16 protein-coding genes and 1 tRNA gene are annotated in these 21,199 nt (G+C 46.6%); 10 read left to right on the plus strand and 7 right to left on the minus strand.

Annotated features, from left to right (window positions below):
- The first annotated feature begins 11 nt into the window (after positions 1–11).
- From QUA02_RS02830 to QUA02_RS02855, 6 genes are all read left to right on the plus strand, one after another.
- On the plus strand, positions 12–1,574 hold the full coding sequence (locus QUA02_RS02830; protein WP_333025167.1) for a pentapeptide repeat-containing protein: 1,563 nt from the start codon (positions 12–14) through the stop codon (positions 1,572–1,574).
- A 96-nt stretch (positions 1,575–1,670) separates the two neighbouring features.
- Positions 1,671–3,233, plus strand: coding sequence for a pentapeptide repeat-containing protein (locus QUA02_RS02835; protein WP_333025168.1), 1,563 nt, complete (start codon positions 1,671–1,673; stop codon positions 3,231–3,233).
- 80 nt (positions 3,234–3,313) lie between these two features.
- Positions 3,314–4,843 (plus strand): pentapeptide repeat-containing protein, encoded by a 1,530-nt coding sequence (locus tag QUA02_RS02840; RefSeq protein ID WP_333025170.1) that lies wholly within the window; start codon positions 3,314–3,316, stop codon positions 4,841–4,843.
- Positions 4,844–4,865: 22 nt separating this feature from the next.
- Positions 4,866–6,374, plus strand: a complete 1,509-nt coding sequence (locus tag QUA02_RS02845; protein WP_333025310.1) for a helicase C-terminal domain-containing protein — start codon at positions 4,866–4,868, stop codon at positions 6,372–6,374.
- A 65-nt stretch (positions 6,375–6,439) separates the two neighbouring features.
- Positions 6,440–6,652, plus strand: coding sequence for a DUF2839 domain-containing protein (locus QUA02_RS02850; RefSeq protein WP_333025171.1), 213 nt, complete (start codon positions 6,440–6,442; stop codon positions 6,650–6,652).
- A gap of 125 nt (positions 6,653–6,777) precedes the next feature.
- Positions 6,778–6,849, plus strand: a tRNA-Val gene (locus QUA02_RS02855).
- A gap of 91 nt (positions 6,850–6,940) precedes the next feature.
- Here the strand turns inward: QUA02_RS02855 and QUA02_RS02860 are convergent.
- The 4 genes from QUA02_RS02860 to QUA02_RS02875 all read right to left on the minus strand — a co-directional run bounded on the left by QUA02_RS02860 (position 6,941) and on the right by QUA02_RS02875 (position 9,263).
- The gene (locus QUA02_RS02860) at positions 6,941–7,147 is read right to left on the minus strand and encodes a type II toxin-antitoxin system HicB family antitoxin (RefSeq protein ID WP_236506884.1); all 207 of its coding nucleotides are present in this window, start codon (positions 7,145–7,147) and stop codon (positions 6,941–6,943) included.
- A 410-nt stretch (positions 7,148–7,557) separates the two neighbouring features.
- Positions 7,558–8,646: a PIN-like domain-containing protein gene (locus tag QUA02_RS02865; protein ID WP_333025172.1), complete on the minus strand. Its 1,089-nt coding sequence runs from the start codon at positions 8,644–8,646 to the stop codon at positions 7,558–7,560.
- Positions 8,647–8,734: 88 nt separating this feature from the next.
- A complete protein-coding gene (locus QUA02_RS02870; RefSeq protein ID WP_333025173.1) occupies positions 8,735–9,025 on the minus strand; it encodes a type I restriction-modification enzyme R subunit C-terminal domain-containing protein in 291 nt (96 codons plus the stop codon).
- 52 nt (positions 9,026–9,077) lie between these two features.
- Positions 9,078–9,263, minus strand: a complete 186-nt coding sequence (locus tag QUA02_RS02875; protein WP_333025174.1) for a hypothetical protein — start codon at positions 9,261–9,263, stop codon at positions 9,078–9,080.
- A 46-nt stretch (positions 9,264–9,309) separates the two neighbouring features.
- Between QUA02_RS02875 and QUA02_RS02880 the strand changes: the two genes are divergently transcribed.
- Positions 9,310–10,260, plus strand: a complete 951-nt coding sequence (locus QUA02_RS02880; RefSeq protein ID WP_333025175.1) for a nucleotidyltransferase domain-containing protein — start codon at positions 9,310–9,312, stop codon at positions 10,258–10,260.
- 45 nt (positions 10,261–10,305) lie between these two features.
- Positions 10,306–11,067 carry a nucleotidyltransferase domain-containing protein gene (locus tag QUA02_RS02885; protein ID WP_333025177.1) on the plus strand — a complete coding sequence of 254 codons (762 nt, stop codon included), beginning with the start codon at positions 10,306–10,308 and terminating at the stop codon, positions 11,065–11,067.
- Positions 11,068–11,233: 166 nt separating this feature from the next.
- On the opposite strand, the gene QUA02_RS02890 is transcribed toward QUA02_RS02885, so the two are convergent.
- Both QUA02_RS02890 and cobJ read right to left on the minus strand, forming a co-directional pair.
- Positions 11,234–12,013 (minus strand): DUF8692 domain-containing protein, encoded by a 780-nt coding sequence (locus QUA02_RS02890; RefSeq protein WP_333025178.1) that lies wholly within the window; start codon positions 12,011–12,013, stop codon positions 11,234–11,236.
- A gap of 481 nt (positions 12,014–12,494) precedes the next feature.
- Positions 12,495–14,270 (minus strand): precorrin-3B C(17)-methyltransferase, encoded by a 1,776-nt coding sequence (gene cobJ, locus QUA02_RS02895; protein WP_333025179.1) that lies wholly within the window; start codon positions 14,268–14,270, stop codon positions 12,495–12,497.
- 210 nt (positions 14,271–14,480) lie between these two features.
- Between cobJ and bchH the strand changes: the two genes are divergently transcribed.
- A complete protein-coding gene (gene bchH, locus QUA02_RS02900) occupies positions 14,481–18,305 on the plus strand; it encodes a magnesium chelatase subunit H (RefSeq protein WP_333025181.1) in 3,825 nt (1,274 codons plus the stop codon).
- A gap of 215 nt (positions 18,306–18,520) precedes the next feature.
- Here bchH and QUA02_RS02905 read toward each other — a convergent pair whose 3' ends face one another.
- Positions 18,521–19,135 carry a COP23 domain-containing protein gene (locus QUA02_RS02905; protein WP_333025183.1) on the minus strand — a complete coding sequence of 205 codons (615 nt, stop codon included), beginning with the start codon at positions 19,133–19,135 and terminating at the stop codon, positions 18,521–18,523.
- Positions 19,136–19,506: 371 nt separating this feature from the next.
- Here QUA02_RS02905 and QUA02_RS02910 point away from each other — a divergent pair, with 371 nt between their 5' ends.
- Entirely contained in the window at positions 19,507–21,192 is a 1,686-nt protein-coding gene (locus tag QUA02_RS02910; RefSeq protein ID WP_333025184.1) for a potassium channel family protein, read from the plus strand.
- Positions 21,193–21,199 lie beyond the last annotated feature (7 nt).

Consider the following 21,199-nt stretch of genomic DNA (forward strand, 5'->3'; position numbering starts at 1 on the left):
GTGCCGCCCCCATGACAGTCGAGGAACTCCTGAAAAAATATGCCGCCGGAGAAAGAAACTTTGCCGGAATCAACCTGACTGAGGCCAACCTCAGCGGCGTCAACTTGAGCGGAGCCAACCTCAAGGGTGCGAATCTGAGTGTAGCAAACCTGAGCGGAGCCAACCTCACCGGTGCCAACCTCACCGGTGCCAAACTCAACATCGCCAGACTTAGCGGCGCCCATCTCGGCGGCGCCGACCTCACCGACGCCGACCTCAACGTCGCCTACCTAGTGCGAGTTGACCTCAAAAGAGCCACACTCACAGGAGCAAAACTGATCAGAGCCGAGCTAATTAGAGCCGAGCTCAGCGGAGCAAACCTCAGCGGAGCAAACCTCAGCGGAGCAACCCTCACCGAAGCCACCCTCCGAGGAGCCAACCTTGCTCAAGCCAACCTTCGAGGCGCTCACCTCAGCGGCGCGTCCTTGACAGAAGCCAACCTCGAACAAGCCAACCTGCAAGGCGCCGACCTCAGCCGAGCCGACCTCAGCGGCGCAGACTTGCGAGGCACAGAACTCCGACAAGCCAACCTCACTCAAGCCATACTCAGCGGAGCCGACCTCAGCGGCGTCAATTTGCGCTGGGCCATCCTCAGCGGCTGCAACCTGCGCTGGGCAGACCTCAGCGAAGCCAAATTGAGCGGCGCCGACCTCAGCCGAGCCGACCTCTGCCACGCCAACTTGCTCAATGCCAGTTTAGTTCACGCCGACCTGTCAAATGCCTATCTCATTCGCGCCGACTGGATTGGAGCCGACTTAACCGGAGCCACCTTAACCGGAGCAAAACTCCACGCAGTTTCGCGGCTCGGAATCAAAACCGAAGGCATGACGTGCAAGTGGGTTGACCTCAGCCCCAACGGCGACCACAGCCAAATTTACTGGTTAAACTCTGGAGGAACCCAAGAATTTTTTCACTCGTCCTTGCCCACAGTTAGGATTGTGATTGACTCGCCCTTAGACCAAGGCGCTCATTTTGCCCTAGCTGCAACTTATTACCAAATTGCCCAACAATACCCGAGTTTAAGTCAGCCGCCCACGATCGAAGTCAGCTCCAGGCGCACCGTACTCGCCTTTAAAATGGACAGCGACGATAAATTATTTGCCACCGCTTACGTTGCCATCATTCCTTTTAACGACGCCGCCACAACTCAAAAAAACCTGATCGCTTTGATGAAAATGATTCAATCTCACGATGCAGGCAAACTTAACGTCAAAGAATCCAAACACGTCCAATTATGCAGCAAAGCTCTCAATCAAGCTATTAGCAAAGTAGACCAAATCAAAATTTCAAGTTCTTTTCCAAAAATCGGCGAAAGCATCAATTTCTTTCAAATTCCTACACAGATGATCTTAATTAATTCCCGCGACCAAAGACTCAGTGTATATCACCATCCAGCCTTCGGCAAGCGGCTGATTAAAAAATACGACCCGAACAACTCAACCTCCGGCAAGTTAGTCGAAAGCACAAAATTGGGTCAAGCTAATATCACTACCATTTTGGATTTTATAAAAGGCTTCCACAATATAGATGTCTAGGCATATTGCATCAAGTTACAAAAAATGCTTATTCTATTTTAAAGGTTGGCACAACAAAGCTTTGTTTTAGCTAACACATCAGGGAAAATGAAAAGCATGGACGCCGAAGAACTCATCGCCAAATACGCAGCAGGAGAAAGAGATTTTACTGCCATCCTGCTTTGCGAGGCAAATCTCAGCAGGATCGATCTCAGCGGGGCTAATTTTAGCGAGGCAATTTTGAGCCTCACCAACATGAGCGGCACCAATCTGTCTAACGCCAACATGAGAAAAGCCAAACTCAATGTTGCTAGACTCAGCGGTGCCAATCTCAACAAAGCCAACCTCAGCGGCGCTATCCTCAACGTCGCTAACTTGATTCGAGCCGACCTCAGCGAAGCCCAACTCGTCGAAGCCACACTGATCAGATCCGAACTGATCCGAGCCGACCTCAGCGGTGCAAACTTAAGCGGTGCAAACCTCAGCGAAGCAGATTTGAGAGAAGCAACCCTCAGAGAAGCCAATCTAGAGCAAGCCGACCTCAGCGGGGCTCACCTCCGAGGCGCTTCCCTGACAGCGGCCAACTTGGAACGGGCAAACTTGCACAGAGCCGACCTCAGCAGGGCAGACTTGCGAGGAGTCAACCTCTGCAATGCCGAACTCAGACAAGCTAATCTGTCTCAGGCCAACCTCAGCGGCGCTGACTTGCGAGGCGCTAATCTCCGGTGGGCTGACCTCAGCGGGGCGAACCTGACAGGCGCTGACCTCGACGAAGCGAGATTGAGCGGGGCCAACTTGTACGGGGCAAATTTGAGCAATGTCAATTTGTTGAACGCTACTCTGGTACACGCGGATTTGACTCAAGCGAATTTGATTCATGCTGATTGGGTAGGCGCAGATTTGACGGGGGCGGCCCTGACGGGGGCAAAAATTTACGCGGTGTCCAGGTTCGGTCTGAAAGCAGATGATATTACCTGCGATTGGGTTGACATGAGTCCCAACGGCGATCGCAGCCACATTCAGCGCTTTACCCCAGAAGAATCTCAACGGTTTTTTAATGCTACACCGCCGACAGTTCAAATTATTGTCGATCGACCCCTAGACCCCGACGCTAACTTTGTCCTCGCGGCTACCTACCGCCAAATTGCCCGTCAATACTCGGGTTTGAGCAATCCTCCCAGCATAGAAGTTAATTCGCGCCGCACAATCATTTCATTTAGAATAGACCAGGACGAGCAACTATTTCTCACAGCTTTCGTTGCCATTATTCCCTTTAGCGACGCGGCATTTACTCAGAAAAATCTCATTACTCTGATCAAGATGATTCAACCACAAAGCGGCAATAACCTGGGCGTCCGAGTCTCAAATCTGGTAGTGCAATTGAACGTGACCCTGACCAAAACAATTAGAAAAATAGGGGAAATGAAAATTCAGCCAATTCGCCTCGATCGCGAACCGGTATCGAGTTTTTTCCAATCGCCTACCCAAACTGTACTGGCTAACTCCAGCACCGAAAGTTTGATGGTTCACTATCACCCCGACTTTGGCAGAAACTTGACAAATTTGCCGGAAGTCAACAAAACCTCGATCGGGCCGGCAATTAAAGCCCAAAGATTCACAACCCCGCCGCTAAATACGGTAGTTGAGTTTGTCAAAAGCTTTTATCAGCTCGGTGAGTAAATACTATAAATTAATTTGAGATAATTTCTATTCATGCCACAGAAAAGTTAGCCGCGAGCCCTGTCATTCAGGTAAAAACAATGGAAGCTGAAGAACTTCTCAAACGATTTGCCCTCGTCAAAAGATACACAGAAGGCGACAGAAATTTCACAGGAATCAACCTGAATGAAGCTAATCTCAGCCGCATCAACCTCAGCCAATCAATTTTAAGGGGGGCTAGCTTATTTATCACCAACATCAGCGGCGCTAACTTGAGCGAAGCTGACCTCAGCGAAGCTAACCTGAATGTGGCTAGACTCAGCAGCACCAATCTCTCGGGGGCAATCTTAAACGGGGCTACTCTCAACGTAGCAAACTTAGTGAGAGCCGACTTAAGTGCAGCTCAATTAATCGGAGCATCCCTGATTAGAAGCGAATTAGTCCGCTGCGAACTCAGTAAAACTAACTTCAGCGGCGCTAACCTGACTGAAGCAGATTTAAGAGAGGTAAAACTGACGCAAGCTAACCTGTGCGGTGCTAATCTTTCCGGTGCAAATCTCAGAGGTGCTTCGGCTTCATCAGCTAACTTTACTGAAGCTAACTTGCACGGCGCGGATTTGACGAAAGCAGAACTTAACGGCGTCAATTTGAGCAATGCCGATATGAGACAAGCTTCTTTGCAGCAAGTAAATCTGTGCGGTGCAGATTTGAGCGGAGCTAACCTCAAATGGGCCGATTTAAGCGGAGCTAACCTCAACGGCGCCGATCTGAGCGATGCTAAATTCAGCGGAGCTAACCTCAACGGAGCAGATTTAAGAAATACTAATTTAGCAAATGCTAGTTTGGTTCACGCTGATTTGACAGAAACCAATTTGATTAACGCAGATTGGGTGGGCGCTGATTTGAAGGGGGCAACTTTAACAGGGGCAAAACTGTATTTGGTTCCCCGGTTTGGCATCATCGCAGATGATATTACTTGCCAGTGGGTTGACATCAGCCGCGCAGGCGATGGCACTCAGATTCAACAATTTAATTCGCCTTCAGAAGCGAGAAGATTTTTAAATCACACGCCCGGGTTGGTGCGAATTGTGGTTGACGCACTTTTAGATTACTCAGCAAACAGCACTTTAGCAACAGCTTACAGCGAAATAGCTCGGCATTACGGGGCAATGAGCTGTCCTCCCAATATTGAAGTCGGCTACCGCCGAACAACTCTCACTTTTAGATTTGATAGCGACGAGCATTTATTGCCAGCAGCTTTTTTAGGGATTCTTCCTTTTAATGACGCCTTAGAAACTCAGAAAAATATTGTGACGGTCAGCAAAATTATCGAAAGTCAAGATTTGGAAAAAAAACGGATAGTGCAGTTGTATAAAGCATTGAATGCAGCGATGGATAATTTAAATGAGGTGAAAAAAAAGCTGCAAACAGCACTAAATGCCGATCGGCAAACACAGTTTTTTCAGTCACCTACCCAAACTATTTTAATTAGTTCGGGGCAGGAGATTTTGACCGTGCAGTCTCACCCGAAGTTTGGTAAGCGAGGTGCAAATAATCAGGAGAGTAAATTCAGTTTGCCTGTAGGTCAAAAAGTAGTTGATTTTATCGCCAGTTTTGATTATGTTGATTGAGGAATGTCAACAGTACAATCGATTGATTGAGGTAGAAGTCCACAATTCGCTGCTCCGTTTCCTGCGATCGAACTCCGAGCCGCACTGGCCCCACCATTTAACGATGGCGCGGCTCGTGGCGCGGGCTTTGCGCTTGGGGCGCAGCGCTCTGATCCAAACGGGGCTTCCCGCTGGAGCTTACCGACAGCGGTATCGAGTCAGCTATTTGATGCCGATTTTGATGTGGCCGGAGCCTGTGATTGTAGTGGCGCCGGCACCGCTGCTAGAACATTTGCAGGCGGTGGAAATTCCGCGCTTGCAAGAGTGGCTGCAAACTGATCGGCCGATCGAGAGTTATTCCGATCGTGCCACGGGACGAGGATTGATGCTAGCAGATCCGCAGTCTTGGCTGGCGGCTCGCTTGGCGGTGGATTCGCCACTTCAGGGCAATATTCCGACAATTATCGACGGTGTGGATGACTTGGAAGTTTGGACGCGCCAGCAATTGACGGCGGGTTTGCAACCGGCTGACTGGAATGATTTAATGCAATCTCAGCCTTTGGAAGCCGATGCAATCCTCCAAGGGCGGGTAATGCTAACGCGGGCTTTCTTTCAGCATCCGGCTAAGCCTGACGAGTGCTATTTGCTGGAAACCGCAGAGCAAAATATTTTGAAGGGGCTGTTTGAAAGGATCGAGCCAAACTCGCTGATTCCGGCTGCTTGGAGGAATTTTTGGCAGCGGTGGGAAGCAAACGGCAGACTGCGGTGGGCGCAAATTAATCGGGAGGCTGGCTCATTTTCTCTGTTCTGCGCGCCGGTGCAGGTGGCTGAGGTTTTGAGCAAAATTTGGGATTGTCAGCCTGTGGTGTTGATTGGGGGGGCGGTGGATGTGGAACCGAAGGCTCCGCTCTTCCGGCAAATGATGGGACTGCCAGAGTTGACGAGCGTTAAGTTTTCGCCCGATCGACAAAGCGAATTAATTCAACTGTACATTCCCAACTGGCTGCCGCTGCCAAATACGCCGGAATTTCAGGGTGTTTTAATTGAAGAAATTCGGACTTTGCTGTTGATGAGCGCGTCGGTGGCGGGTTTAACGGTGCTGATAGTTGGTGATGTACCGCTGAAGGCTCGGCTGGCGGCGATTTTGGCTTCTGAGTTCGGTTCTCGGGTGCGGGTAGAAAAAACCGATGTGGGCGAGAATGCGATTTTGGTGACTGGGTGGGAGTTTTGGCGGGAACATCAGGGGGAATTGAGGGCACCTCACTTGCTGGCGATCGCAACTTTGCCATTGCCTTCTTTGGAAAATCCTTTGGTGACGGCGCGTGTGGCTTATTATAAGGAGCAGCGCAGGGATTGGTTTCGGTTGTATTTGCTGCCGGCGGCGCTGAATGAGTTGCAGCGGGCGATCGCGCCGGTGCGAGAACGTCAAGGGGTAGTGGCGATTTTCGACAGCAGGGTGATTCACCGCAGTTACGGACAGCAGGTTTTAGCGGCTTTGAGTCCTTTTGCGAGGATTGATTATTTGGATACGACTTGGTTGACGCAGGCTTGAGATCACCTGTTGGCCTATAATTTGGTTAGGTATTGAGTTGAAATCTAATTTAGCAGACAAAGATTATGGGTGAAGCTAAGCGTCGCAAAGAGTCGATCGGCGACGAATACGGTAAAGAAGAACGCATCCTTCCCTGGCTGCCAATCACGAAAACCCAAAGCCAAGATTTTGTGAAGTGGACAAGTCGCGGAAGCTGGATGGGGATTAGCCTTTTGGTGGCTTGGTGGATTGTAGTGCGATTTGTCGGCCCCTCGGCGGGTTGGTGGGTGGTTGATTGATGTCAGGCTCGACAAATGCCTGTCTTATGGGCATTGTGTCGAGTTTAACTCGGAAACAAGATGCTGAATTTTTAGGAAAAATTTAGTTGCGAATCTGAAGTTAGTATGGTATATTAATTATCTGCGGGCAATTAGCACAGTGGTAGCGCACTTCCTTCACACGGAAGGGGTCACTGGTTCAAATCCAGTATTGCCCATCTAAATTATTTTCTGATTCCTCTTATTTCTTAGTCCCCCTCTGCTGGGACGAAATTTTGTGTAGCCGCGGTTTCAACCGCCCTCAGCTTCTTAAGCTTCAACATATTCGCAAATAGAGACTGGTTCGGGAATAGGAAAAGCATCCTCTTGTAGTCCTTCAATATGAAATGCGATCGCCTCTTTAATTAAATTTCTCACCTCTTCTAAACTTTCAGCCACAGCTACACATCCCGGTAAATCTGGAACATAAGCACCGTAGCTAGTTTCACCTTTTTCAATTACAACAGCATAACGCATTAATCTTCCTCCTCTAGTTGAGATTGTCGCCAAACACTTTTAAGCGTACCACTTGGCATCTCAACGCCTAAATTACCTGACACCGTGAAACTTCCAGGCTTTTCGGGGTGTTTAAATTAACGATGACTGCCCTTTGTTCTAGCTAAAGACCAACCATCATCTTCTAACATTTTAATAACTTCTATAACTTTCATTTTTTATCTATAAAACTCATCAACTCCCGCACTTTTATTCCCCTAATATGCTCTAACTTCAGCAATCTCTCCCTTGTAACCTGCGCCGCCGATCAAAAACCTCATCCTGCTTTGGGTTCCAGAGTCCAGACGATCGTAATCTATCCCAAATTGGGTCAACTGGCGATCGGAGTTCTGGGTCAGTGAGCATAATTGTACTATGCTATTCCTTCTCGACTATTGATGTTGTGCTGTAAAGCTTTTATATCCACAGTTTGAACAGTTCAACCTATAGACACTAGCAAATTTTCCTCCAATATTTTCAGACGTTATTAACAAAGAAGCTTGTTTGCCACAACTAGGGCATAGATAAAAAATCGAGGAGCCTGTTGTGAGATTAGATGGTTTTTCTACTTCTTCTGCTTCCTTAGATTCAGATATATTTTTAACTTGACTTATGGACTCTTCTTTAATATCTACTTCAAGATATTCTTTAGCAAAATTTAGAAAACGATCTGGAGTATACATATAGAAGATAGATGCTCCAGCTTTACAAATTTCTTCAACTAATTCAGGACGCGCACCAACGGTTTTTCCTTTTTCCTCACGCCACCAGTCTTCTTTCGCATCATCAGTGATAAAGATAACGTGTGTCCAATTGCGAGTCTTTACCTCCTTGAGAATTTCTTTCCAGAGAATCAAGTCCCCATATTCTCTCTTAAAAGACATTCCATTACAAAGATAAGCAGTTTCCTTTTTCTTATTGCTTAAGTCTTGGAATCCAGGAGGATATTTAATTGGGTATCTTTTTTCTCCCTCTATATATATATATTTCAACTCTTGTTCAGTCGGAGGTTCACCAATCTTGTCTTTAAAAAGGTTGTCAATAATATCTCTGATATAATCTTGTTCCTCTAACTTAAATTCTTGACTCTCAAGGAGTCTGGTTTCCTCTAAAAATTCATCAAACAATTTATTTAACTTTAAAAGAAAATCTTCATGTTTTACAGAGAATCTACGAAGTTCTCCTTTAATCTGAGATTCTTCTTTAGTTAATAGTGTTTTTATAGTTTCCAATTTATTCTTTTGTTCATTGATTACTGTGGTGCGATTTTCTTGGAACTCAAGAGCAACTTGATGAGGAATCCACAAGCGACTCTCTATCTTACGGAGAAGATTAATAAAATCTGTGCGAGTTTCCTCATTATAACGATATAAATTTAAAATAGAATTCGTATCTAGAATAAATACACATTTTTGCCAAAGTTCAGCAAACTCATCTTTGCTTAAACGGTAATATCCTGGGAATAAAGCCTTCATTTCCATAATTAATAACGCTGTTTTTCCTTATCAATCTATAAAATTAGGTGTTGATATTTATACTTCTAAGCCACAAGGTGTTCAGCAAATTCAATCAGCTCATCCACTTATGAGTAAACCACCTTTCCACAGCATCCTCCCCAAACCTGTCTAACGGTGCCTCATACAAATCCGGAACTTCCAACCGTCGCTTCTTCAAAAACACATTCTGCACGGCCCTTAAAAACTGAATCAGAGTGGAGTTAAACTGCCGTTGGGCAATAAAATCCTCAAAATTCCGCCTTACCACATCTTGATAATCCGGCAATGCCTCAATCTCGAACAACTCTCGCAGAAACGATAATAAACTATTTACCTTCAAATTAAACGCCTTGCGAATATTCAACTCCGACAACTAACTGTACGTTCCACCCACCCAACTCTTGCCTCAGTCTACGCTATAACACCACCAGTTGCAAGTCCGTCACCGCTTCCCCGTTGCGAATTGCTGCAATTGTCGGGTGAGTCTCGACAATTTCCAACACCTTCGCCTCAACCCGCTGGCGGTGTTCCTCCTTGATAATTAGACAATTTTCAACAAGGCCAAATCCGCGATCGCCCAAAACCCCTTTTATACTACACATATGCTACACTAGCATTGTAGCTCGTGCCCCCGCAGGAGGTTCCCTCATGGCAAATGCCAATCTTCCTCAAAATTTCAACTTAATCATCCCCGCAGGAACCCAAATTGTCACCAAAATAGAGGTCAAAAACCCCGCAGGCGACCAATCTTGGAAACCGGGATTAGTAGGTGTCATCGTTCAATCGCCTACGGACAATTCCCACGCATATTTAGTCAAATTCCCAGACGGAACACAAGTTAGTCTGCGGCGGCACGAACTCAGTATCCGCAAGCAGTTTCAGAGCGAAGGATTGCAGTCAGGAGGAGATTTTCTTGCAGAATATAACCTCTATGATTCTATAATTTATCGCTGCATTGTTGGTTCGAGAGCTTATGGTCTTGATAACGAGCAATCTGATACAGACAGACGCGGGATTTACCTGCCGCCCGCAATACTTCATTGGTCGCTTTACGGCATTCCAGAACAATTGGAAAACAAGGAAAATCAGGAATGCTATTGGGAACTGCAAAAGTTTCTAGTTTTGGCACTAAAAGCTAATCCAAATGTGCTAGAATGTTTGTACACGCCTTTAGTAGAAACTGTTTCTCCTGTAGCACAAGAATTGCTGGAAATTCGGGAAATCTTTCTTTCTCAATTGGTTTATCAAACTTACAATAGCTACGTTTTGTCTCAATTTAAAAAAATGGAGCAAGACCTCCGCAATACCGGGGAAATTCGTTGGAAGCACGCGATGCACTTAATTCGCTTGCTGCTGTCAGGAATTACGGTGCTCAAGGAGGGGTTTGTACCCGTTCGCGTGCAGGATTATCGATCGCAACTTTTATCTATCCGCAACCAAGAAATATCCTGGGATGAGGTGAATCGCTGGCGGTTGAGTTTGCACGGTGAGTTCGATCGGGCTTTTGCTGCAACTAAATTGCCAGAACGTCCTAATTACGAGAAAGCGAACCTGTTTTTGATTGAAGCGCGTAGAGGTGCGATCGAAATCGGATCTTGAAATCGCTTCTATACAAACAAAGCCCGCCTGCACGGACTAGAATAAATGACAGAATACATTTCCGATTTAGCCCAAATTATCTCCGTTCGACCTTATCCGCTGCTGTTTGCGACTGTCAGCGGTTCGCACTTATACGGGTTTCCTTCCGCAGATTCTGACTTTGACTTGCGGGGAGTACACATTTTGCCGCTACCGAAAGTAATTGGACTGATTTCTGGAGAAGAAACAATCGAAGTTTCTGAAGTTCGGGAGGGAATGGAACTAGATTTAGTAACTCACGACATCAAGAAATTTTTTGAGTTGCTGTTGAAACGCAACGGCTACGTGCTAGAACAACTGTATTCGCCGCTCATAGTTTACACTACAAAGGAACACGACGAATTAAAAAATATCGCCTCTCACTGCATTACCAAGCACCACAGCCACCACTATCTCGGTTTTGCTAAAACTCAATGGAAACTGTTTGAGAAAGAACGCCCGCGTCGGGTTAAGCCGCTGCTGTACGTTTACCGGGTGTTGCTGGCTGGGATTCACTTGATGCAAACGGGGGAAGTCGAGGCGAATTTGGTGAAACTTAACGAGAAATTCCAATTGTCTTATATTCCTGATTTGATCGATCGCAAGCTGGCTGGGGAGGAAAAATCTGTGCTGGAAGATACAGATATAGAATTTTATCAGCAAGAGCGTGATCGGCTAATTAATATATTAGAAGAGGCAAGTTTTACAAGTCATTTGCCATCAAATCCTAATGCAAAGGTTGTTCTTAGCGATTTTCTGGTAAAGGTGAGAATGTCATCTGTGAACTAAGCTGTTCCACGCCTAATTAATCGTTTAGTGCAGCAAGCAGCCTACATATTAGTCATTGGGTGCGCCGAAGAGTGCAGAACCACATAAACCGGGTTTTTTATTGCGATTAAAGACCTAAGTGCAGTATTTTTATCGTCCATCAAACCCGGTTTCAAGTGATTTACCTTCATAGCTTTCTGTTTGCTGGTTCGCTAATGGCAGCTATGCCGGTATTTTGATACTCGGTAGGCTGTGTATTTTTTCCTTGTATGTAAATATTCCAACTTATCCCGCCTAAATATGTCTTGACATATGACATCAAGGCGTGGATAAATACAACGATACCCAGCATTTCTAACAACTCTTCAATCGTCGTTACGATCGCGTAGGATGCATTCTCCTTCCCCGTTGTAGAAGCGAGGTATCCCCCTGGAATTTCCATCCCGATTGCTCCTCCAATATAAAGAGCGCTTGCTGCAACAAACAATTTTCTTGTAGATACAGGAAGGTGCAACAGAAACTTACTGTAGGATAATAGAAATATCGCTACTAGAAAACCGAAGGGCACAATCCAAGTAAAGTAAAGAAATCCTGTGGCATTTAGCAGGCTTCGCATCGGGTCAATAAACTTTTCGTGCAATTGACCAATTTCGTCTAAAGATAGATATAAAAATATGAATGATAAAATTTTCCAGTGCTGCTTGTAGCGACAACTATCCAAATTTTTCGCATAAGCGATCGCACCGAGCAAGAGAGAACTAAACAGCAATGCCAAAAATGAGTATAAGGTTGGAATGTTCCGCTCGGCATCAACGTTGAATGCCTTTGCAAAGTAGTCTCTAGACGGGTAATCCGGCAAGAAGTACAGACTCATCTGACTTAAGAAAGAGAGTACAGCTAGACAGGTCACCACTCGCAGCAGAAACTGGGTTACAGCTCCTGGAGTTAGAGGAATTTGGAATTTCATCTTCTCTTAACCCTTCCCTTAACCTTGATTTAAAGGTATGCTATCAAAAAAAATCTTTTTTCGGTATATCTACAGATAGAGAAGACTCATCCTGGTGAAGGCGCTCTTTTTTTTACCGTAAGGTTACTGCAAGATTAAGGAATTTAGCCGACATCGATCGCCCTTGACTTTACTCTTGCTATATAAATTTAGTTTGTTTTCTGAGATGTAAATTAGATATCTCCAAAAATGAAGCTGAAATCCTTAGTACGGTTGAATCGATATCTAAATTCGATCGATATCAGCAAGAAAATCTCGGCTTCAGGAAGCCGAGATCTCAAAATATTTTATTGTCAAAGTCAATTAGTCATATCAATTCCGGCTGCACCGGAATGATATAGAGGACACGGCACTGCCGTGTCCCTACAATTGATCGTGGTAGGGACACGGCACTGCCGTGTCCTCCGTTTATATCTTGTTTCCTAAGTTTTTGCTGCTTTACTTATTTTTCGTACCTGCGCGGCGTGTAAACCCAAACATCTCCATATTTGCGGGGAATAATCCGAGTTTGACTCGAACCGACAATCACTAAAGTTCTCATGTCGGCATCTTGCGGCTGGAATTCGCCGAGGGTGCAAACGCGCACGGATTGGCCTGGCCGGCCGAGGTTTCGCCCCAGTACGACGGGGGTTTTAGCATCGCGACTTTGCAACAAAATCTCGATCGCCCTTCCCAATTGCCACTTCCGTTGTGTGGATACTGGATTGTAAAATGCGATCGCAAAATCTGCGATCGCAGCGGCGGAAATCCGCTGTTCTATGACCTCCCAAGGCTTGAGAATATCCGAAAGCGAAATCGCGCAAAAATCGTGTCCGAGGGGTGCTCCGATCGCAGCAGCGGCTGCCTGCATGGCTGAAATGCCCGGTGCTACCCGAATATCTATGCCCTGCCATTCGGGTTTGGCATCAAAGTCGATCGCCTCAAACACCGCCGCCGCCATCGCAAAAATCCCCGGATCTCCTGACGAAACCACGGCGACAGATTTGCCGGATGCTGCTAAATCTAGGGCAAAACGGGCGCGATCGATCTCTTCGCGGTTGTCGGAATCGTGCCGCTGTTGTCCTTCCCGCAGGGTTCCGGCTAAGTCGAGATAGAACTTGTAACCCACCCAATCCGTGGCTTCGCGCAGGATTTCTTTAACTTCCGGCGACATCCAGGACGCGCCGCCTGGGCCGGTACCGACGATCGCCAGTTTGCCGCGGCTAACTCCGATCGCGCTAGCATCTATAGGTTCGGCGGCTAGGGCGATCGCGCAATTCAGTGCGTTTGGGCGATCGTATTCGATTAACTGACTGTTTGCACCGGCTGCTGTCAGGGCAATTTGTGCGGCCTGATTTTCGATGAATTCAATAGAGTTAAATTCGACAAGTTCCGATTGATTGAAAAAACGGACGGGGACTTTAAAATATTGTGAAACTGCTTCAATTGCCGGGTTTCCCATCTCATCTTTTAAGGCAAAAAATCCAGCAATTGCAGCGGCAGCTAAATTTGTGTTTGCCAGTAATTCCTGCACGCAAGACAGGGCTATTTCTGGCTCAATATTCGATAGCTTTGTGAGTGCAACTGCCACAATTTGCGGATGGTAAACTAAACAATCGGGCGTTGGCACAATTGCTTTTTCGGTGACGCGGATAGTCAATTTTGCATCGGGGGCGATCCTCTCCGAGGGCTGCGCTAACGGCAAATTGCTCTCGGAAAGCCAGCTTGCAGCACCTTCTAGGCGTACTTTTGCCCCGGCGAGCAAATTTGAAATAAAAGTTTTCGCGTCCTCTGGATTCGCCAAATAATAGCCTTGGGGAGGACTCAGCAACGCGGTGCGAAACCGAATATCTCCGGTTGTGGTAATTGCAGGTTGTACGCCCAGGGCTGCTGCAATCTCTCTGGCCAAATCATTAACGCCGTGCAAACCGCCCAGCAGCGGTACGACGGCGCTTCCGTCTTCTGCGACGGCTAAAACTGGCGGTTCGGCGCGTTTGTTTGACAGCAGCGGGGCGAGGGTGCGGATGATTATTCCGGCGGCGCAGATGGCGATAATTGGGGTTTCTGTTGCAAATAATTCCCGCAATGTTTCGCCGAAGTTGCTAAAGTTGATGTCTGTGTCGAAAGTGCGATCGATTAAACCGTAAATCTGGGAACCGGGGAAATGTGCGGAGATTTTTTTGGCGATCGGCAGGCTGTTTTGACCTAAGATAACTATTGCGGGAGGAATTCGATTCACTGTTGTAAATATTGCTGTGTTTGGATTGGTTTGATTGTTTTAATCGGTTCTTACTTTAATAAGACATATTTAATGAACCGCGAAGGCGCGAAGTAAGAGAAAGCAGAAAATTATCTTTTTTGTTCTGTCTGTAAGTGCCACAGGCATCTTGCCTGTGATTTTCTGCAATTAGTCTATCATTAAAAGAAGCAAATATTTCGAGGTTGGGCTGTGAAACGCATTGTCTTAATTGCAGGGTTTGAATCTTTCAATGCTGAGTTGTACCGCAAAGCGGCTGAGTTGGCTGTTTCTGGCTGTCAGGGATTGGAAGTGCGGGTTTTTAGCGATCGCGCCCTTGTAGATGAGCCCGATGCCGTAGCAGCCGCCCTCTCGAATGCTGATGTGTTTTTCGGGAGTTTGCTGTTTGATTACGATGCGGTAATGTGGCTGCGAGAAAGGGTGCAACATATCCCGATTCGCCTGGTTTTTGAGTCGGCTTTGGAATTGATGAGTCTTACTCAAATCGGCGCTTTTAAAATTGGCGACAAGCCGAAGGGAATGCCGAAACCTGTTAAGTTTATTCTGGATAAGTTCAGCAACGGGCGAGAAGAAGATAAGCTGGCTGGTTATATCAGTTTTTTGAAGGTTGGGCCGAAGTTATTGAAATACGTGCCGGTGCAAAAAGTGCAAGATTTACGCAACTGGCTGATTATTTACGGTTACTGGAATGCGGGCGGTGCGGATAATGTTGTCTCGATGTTTTGGATTATTGCCGAAAAGTATTTGGGTCTGAAAGTTGCAGAAATTCCGCCGCCTGTGGAAACTCCTAATATGGGTTTGTTGCATCCAGATTATAACGGTTATTTTGAATCGCCTCGGCAATATTGGGATTGGTATTTAAGTCATCCAACAAATATATCTCGTAGGGTGCGTCGCTATGAAGAATCTGCGAATCAACTCGAAAATCTCCCAGCGACGCACCAGAGAATCTCCAGACAAAATGATAAAAAACCCGTTGTGGGAATTTTGCTTTACCGCAAACACGTTATCACCAAGCAGCCTTATATTCCTCAATTAATTCGCTATTTTGAAGCTGCGGGAATTGTCCCTTTGCCGATTTTTATCAATGGTGTTGAGGGCCATGTAGCGGTGCGGGATTGGATGACGACTGCTGATGAAACTGCGCGGCGAAAACAAGGCAATATTGAAACTCTTTCGCTTTCTAAAGATGCTGTGGAAGTTGATGCGATTGTTTCTACTATTGGCTTTCCTTTGGTTGGCGGGCCTGCTGGTTCGATGGAGGGTGGAAGGCAGGTGGAAGTTGCTAAGCGCATTTTAACTGCTAAAAATGTACCTTATTTTGTGTCCGCACCTCTGCTGATTCAGGATATCCATTCTTGGACTCGTCAGGGGATTGGGGGTTTGCAAAGTGTGGTATTGTATGCTTTGCCTGAGTTGGATGGCGCGATCGATCCTGTTCCCCTGGGCGGTTTGGTGGGTGAGGATATTTATCTGGTGCCCGATCGCGCGAAACGCCTGACAAGTAGAATTAACAATTGGGTGAAACTGCGGCAAACTCCGCCATCTGAAAGGAAAATTGCGATTATTCTCTACGGGTTTCCTCCCGGTTACGGTGCGGCTGGTACGGCTGCTTTATTAAATGTACCGAAATCGCTGCTAAATTTCCTGCACAAACTTCAAGCAGCAGGTTATACACTTGGAGAAATTCCGGCTGACGGTGAGGAGTTAATTCGCATGGTGAAAGAGGCGGATGAAACTGCTTTTGACGGGCAAGATGCCCGTACCACAAAAGAGACTGTTAATGTCAAAACTTTAGAAAAATGGCTGGGCTATCTGTTAACAAGTCGGATAGAAAAACAGTGGAAATCTTTAACTGGTACGGGCATTAAGACAGACGGCGACGAGTTCCAAATCGGTGGCATTCAACTGGGGAATGTTTGGATAGGTTTGCAGCCGCCGCTGGGAATTTCTGGCGATCCGATGCGCTTAATGTTCGATCGCGATTTGACACCTCACCCTCAATACGCTGCTTTTTACAAGTGGCTGCAAAATGATTATCAAGCTGATGCTGTGGTTCACTTCGGAATGCACGGCACTGTGGAATGGTTGCCGGGATCTCCTCTGGGAAATACTGGCTATTCTTGGTCGGATATTCTGTTGGGAAGTTTGCCGAATCTTTATATCTATGCTGCCAATAATCCCTCGGAATCGATGTTGGCAAAACGGCGCGGTTACGGTGTTTTGATTTCTCACAACGTGCCACCCTACGGCCGCGCTGGCTTGTACAAGGAATTGATGGCTTTGCGGGATTTGATTGCGGAATATCGAGAAGATACTGCAAAAAATTATGTGCTGAAAGAGGCTATTTGCAAGAAAGTTTTAGATAGCGGTTTGGAGGCGGATTGTCCGTTTGATGAGGCTCGCAAGTTGGGTATGGCTTTTAGTTTTGAAACTGTGGGAATGTTCAGTCCTGATGCTTTTAATCGCTATCTGGTGAAGCTTTATGAGTATTTGCAGGTGGTGGAATGTCGCTTGTTTTCTTCGGGTTTGCACGTTCTCGGGGAACCGCCTAGTTCTGAGGAAATGACCTCTTATCTTGAGGCTTATTTTGGGGATAGGTTATCACAGAAACAGGTGCAAGAACTGGTTTTTGAAGAAAATGAACCGCAGAGGCACAGAGGGCGCAGAGAGGAAGAGAAAGAGGGGTTTGGTGGAGTTTTTGAGGAGGGTTTGTTGGTGCGGGATTTGTTGTTGCAAACGACGGATGAGTTGACTAATCTTTTGCGGGGTTTGAATGGGGAATATATTCTGCCTGCACCGGGTGGCGATTTGTTGCGGGATGGGGCTGGGGTGTTGCCAACTGGCAGGAATATTCACGCTTTAGATCCTTATCGGATGCCTTCTCCCGCTGCTTATGAAAGGGGGCGCGAAATTGCTCGGAAAATTATTGAGAAGCACGTTGAGGAACATGGGAATTATCCTGAGACTGTGGCGGTGATGCTGTGGGGTTTGGATGCGATTAAGACTCGCGGTGAATCTATTGGAATTCTTCTCGAATTGGTGGGGGCTGAACCTCTTAAAGAAGGGACTGGCCGCATTGTTCGCTATGAATTAAAACCGTTAGCTGATGTCGGTCATCCCCGGATTGATGTGTTGGGAAATCTTTCGGGGATTTTTCGAGATAGCTTTGTGAATATTATTGAATTGTTGGATGATTTGTTCGTGCGGGCGGCGGATGCTGATGAACCGGAATCGGATAATTTTATTCGCAAACACGCTTTAATTTTGCAGGCAAAAGGTGTGCAGAATTATTCGGCAAGGTTGTTTTCTAATCCGGCTGGGGATTTTGGTTCTTTGGTTAACGATAGGGTTGTTGATGGCAGTTGGGAATCGGGGGATGAGTTGGGGAAAACTTGGGAAAGCCGCAATGTTTTTAGTTACGGGAGAAAGGATAAGGGGGAGGCGAGGCCGGAGGTTTTGACTCAGTTGTTGCAAGGGTGCGATCGCATAATTCAAGAAATTGATTCTGTTGAATACGGTTTGACTGATATTCAAGAGTATTATGCGAATACTGGCGGTTTGAAGAAAGCCGCAGAAAAGCAGCGCGGCAAAAAGGTTAACACGAGTTTTGTAGAAAGTTTTTCTCAGGATACAACTCCGCGCAATTTAGAAGATTTGCTGCGCTTGGAATATCGAACTAAGTTGCTAAATCCTAAGTGGGCTAACGCGATGGCAAATCAAGGTTCGGGCGGGGCTTATGAAATTTCGCAGCGGATGACGGCGTTAATTGGTTGGGGCGGAACGGCTGATTTTACTGATGGTTGGGTTTACGATCAGGCCGCTGATACTTATGCTTTGGATGAAGAGATGGCGCAGAAGTTGCGGGAGGCAAATCCTGAAGCTTTTCGCAATATTGTAGGGCGAATGTTGGAGGCTAACGGGCGTGGTTTTTGGCTGCCGGATGCGGATAAGTTGCAGCAGTTGCGCGAGTTGTACGAGCTAACAGATGAGAAGATTGAAGGGGTGACAGTGTAGTGTTTTTAATATAAATATTTAGGGGCGGGCTAGAAGCCCAACCCCTACTCCCCACAATAGTTTCAAAATTTGTCAGGTGCAAGCATTGGAATTAATATTACCCACAGCCAGGACACGGCACTGCCGTGTCCCTACCATTAATCGCGGTAGGGACACGGCACTGCCGTGTCCTCTATATCTGAATGCAACCGGGAACGATATTAGAGGCGCGACTATTAAATACCCCGATCGCCCTGCGGTTTTGCTACAGGAACTGACGGTTTATTGTTTGGAGAATTAAAAGCTCGATCGACCATATCTCCAAAGGGAACAAACTGCGGTGCAGATGATTGAGTTCCTGTTCTGAACGTTGTAACTGGCCCGCTGCCGTCTTGGGCAAAATTAATCAATCTCGTTAAAGCTTCACCGGGATTTTTAGCATTTCGCTTGTCTAGGGTGAACAGCAGATTTTGAGAGTTGCAGCGCCCCCGTCCGTTCACGTAACAAACTACGGGCAAGTTATTAACAATTCCTGTTGTTAACTGCAAGTTGCTCAATCTTCCGCCACTCTCGGCAACAGCTTTGGTCAATCTATTGGAAACAATTTGACAGCGCTGCCAAGGTGTATATTCGCGGCCGAACTCGGTAGATTTCCACAGAATCATCGGGTCTGTCGTGACATTTCCGCGCCGCGCAATTGTGACAAAATTGCGACCGGAAGTAACGCACTGAAATGTTGTTTTAGTGTTATTCAAAGAGTTGTTGGCTGGAGCTGCTTGCACTTGGCTTGCAAAGGCGACAGTACCGGCGAAAACTAAAGCGGATGCTAATAAGGGTACACTCAATTTCATAATAACTCCTGCCGCTAAGGCAGCTAAATTTATCTAGGAGGTCATAGTTGTAGGGACAGGGCAGTGTCGTGTCCCTACCTATTCAGATTCTGCTGGTTGGCTGTCGCACCCGGATATTTTTCAAAGATTAATATTAGGTTCTTGCACCTCATATCTGTAGGTACAGCGCACTGCTGTGTCCTTGTTTCAAAACTTGGGAACGCGGCTGTAGAGACACGGCACTGTCCTTTCCTTGTTCCAAAACTTCGAGGCCACGGCGGCACAAGTTTCCTAGATAGTCTTTTTAGCTACATTCTGCAAAGCCAGGAGAGTCAACAATGGTAAGTAAAACTACAAGGACAGCTCCGAAATTGGCTGGCAAATAACTTTTTATGAAACCTCGAATCATTGTTTGCGGGTTGGGGCACACGGGACACAAGATTTTTTGTTTGTTGAGACAGCAAGGAGCTATTGTTGTTGGTATTAGCGATCGCCCAATTCGCGGCGAAACCTCTGATGTGGTTGTCGGCAATTTGCAAGCAGCTTCTACCTTGTTGGCGGCTGGCATTCAAAACGCTCACACTTTAGTAATTGCAGCAGACGATGATGCTGTGAATTTGGCAATTTTGATGCAAGCGAGGATTCTCAATCCTCAGATTCGCATCATCAACAGATTGTTCAATACTAGCTTGGGCGACAGAATTGACCACACTTTGCCCGATCACACTTCCATGAGCGTTTCATCATTGGCGGCTCCGGTTTTTGCCTTTGCGGCTCTCGGAAATCAGGCGATCGGACAGTTGCGTTTGTTCGATCGCACTTGGCCGATTCACGAAGAATATATCGATGAAACACATCCTTGGAAAAATCGCAAACTGAGCGATTTGTGGGAGGATCGATCGCGAATGTTGATTTATTATCTCCCGGCTGCTAACAAAACTGATTTAGTATCGGCGGTGCTTGCCGATCGGCAGTGTCAGCAGGGCGATCGGCTAATTGTTGCCACTCAGCCAACTGTGCGTAGCCCCCAAAAAACTTTAACTCAAAAACTGCTCAAAACCTTAACTAACCTGCGCCGATTTCAGCAGCACAGCCAAGCAGCAGTAATTGTTGTACTGACGCTGCTGTCAATGATTGTAGTTGCTACTGCTACCTATATTTGTGTTGACGATAATATCTCAATTGTCGATTCTCTCTATTTTTCAGTAGGGATGATTACCGGAGCCGGAGGCCATGAAAAAGTTGCCGAACAAGCTCCCGAAAGCATTAAACTATTTACAATTGTCATGATGTTAGTTGGAGCAGGCATCATCGGCATCTGCTACGCACTGCTCAACGATTATGTATTGGGAACTCGCTTTACCGAATATTGGGATGTGGCGCGAGTTCCGCAGCGCAATCATTACATTATTTGCGGGCTCGGAGGAATCGGTATCCAAATTGCTAAAGAACTGCACACTAACGGTTACGATATTGTGGCGATCGAGCAAGACCCGAACTGCCGGTTTCTGAGCACGGCTCGCTCAATGAAAATTCCGGTAATTCAGGGAAGTGCCAGTTTGCCCGCAACTTTGGAAGCTGCTAATGTTAAGCAAGCGGCAGCACTTTTGGCGGTAACTAGCAGCGATATGTCTAATGTCGAAATTGCCTTGAGCGCTAAAGGATTAGCGCCCAAACTATCAGTTATTGTCCGCAATCAAGACCCACATTTTGCTTTGATGGTGCAGCAAGTTTTTGAGTTTGAAGGAGTTTTGAACCCGACGGAATTGGCGGCTCCTGCTTTCGCGGCGGCGGCGATTGGAGGCAGAATTTTGGGCAACGGAATGACTGCTGACAGTCTATGGGTTTGCTTGGGCACTTTGATTACGCCAAAACATCCTTTCTGCGGCCACCGCATTCAAGATGCTGCTAAGTCTGCTGATTTTGTGCCTCTGTATGTGGAAACTAATTGTCAAACTATTCACGGCTGGGATTTACTGAATTTTTCTTTGAGTACGGGGGATGTTTTGTATTTGACGATGCCGGCGAATCGCTTGGAGCAACTGTGGAGAACGCCCTCTGAATTAATTAAAACTTAATGGTTTT

The organism is Microcoleus pseudofavosus SVA1_A4, from assembly GCF_036700565.1.
Lineage (GTDB): Bacteria > Cyanobacteriota > Cyanobacteriia > Cyanobacteriales > Microcoleaceae > Microcoleus.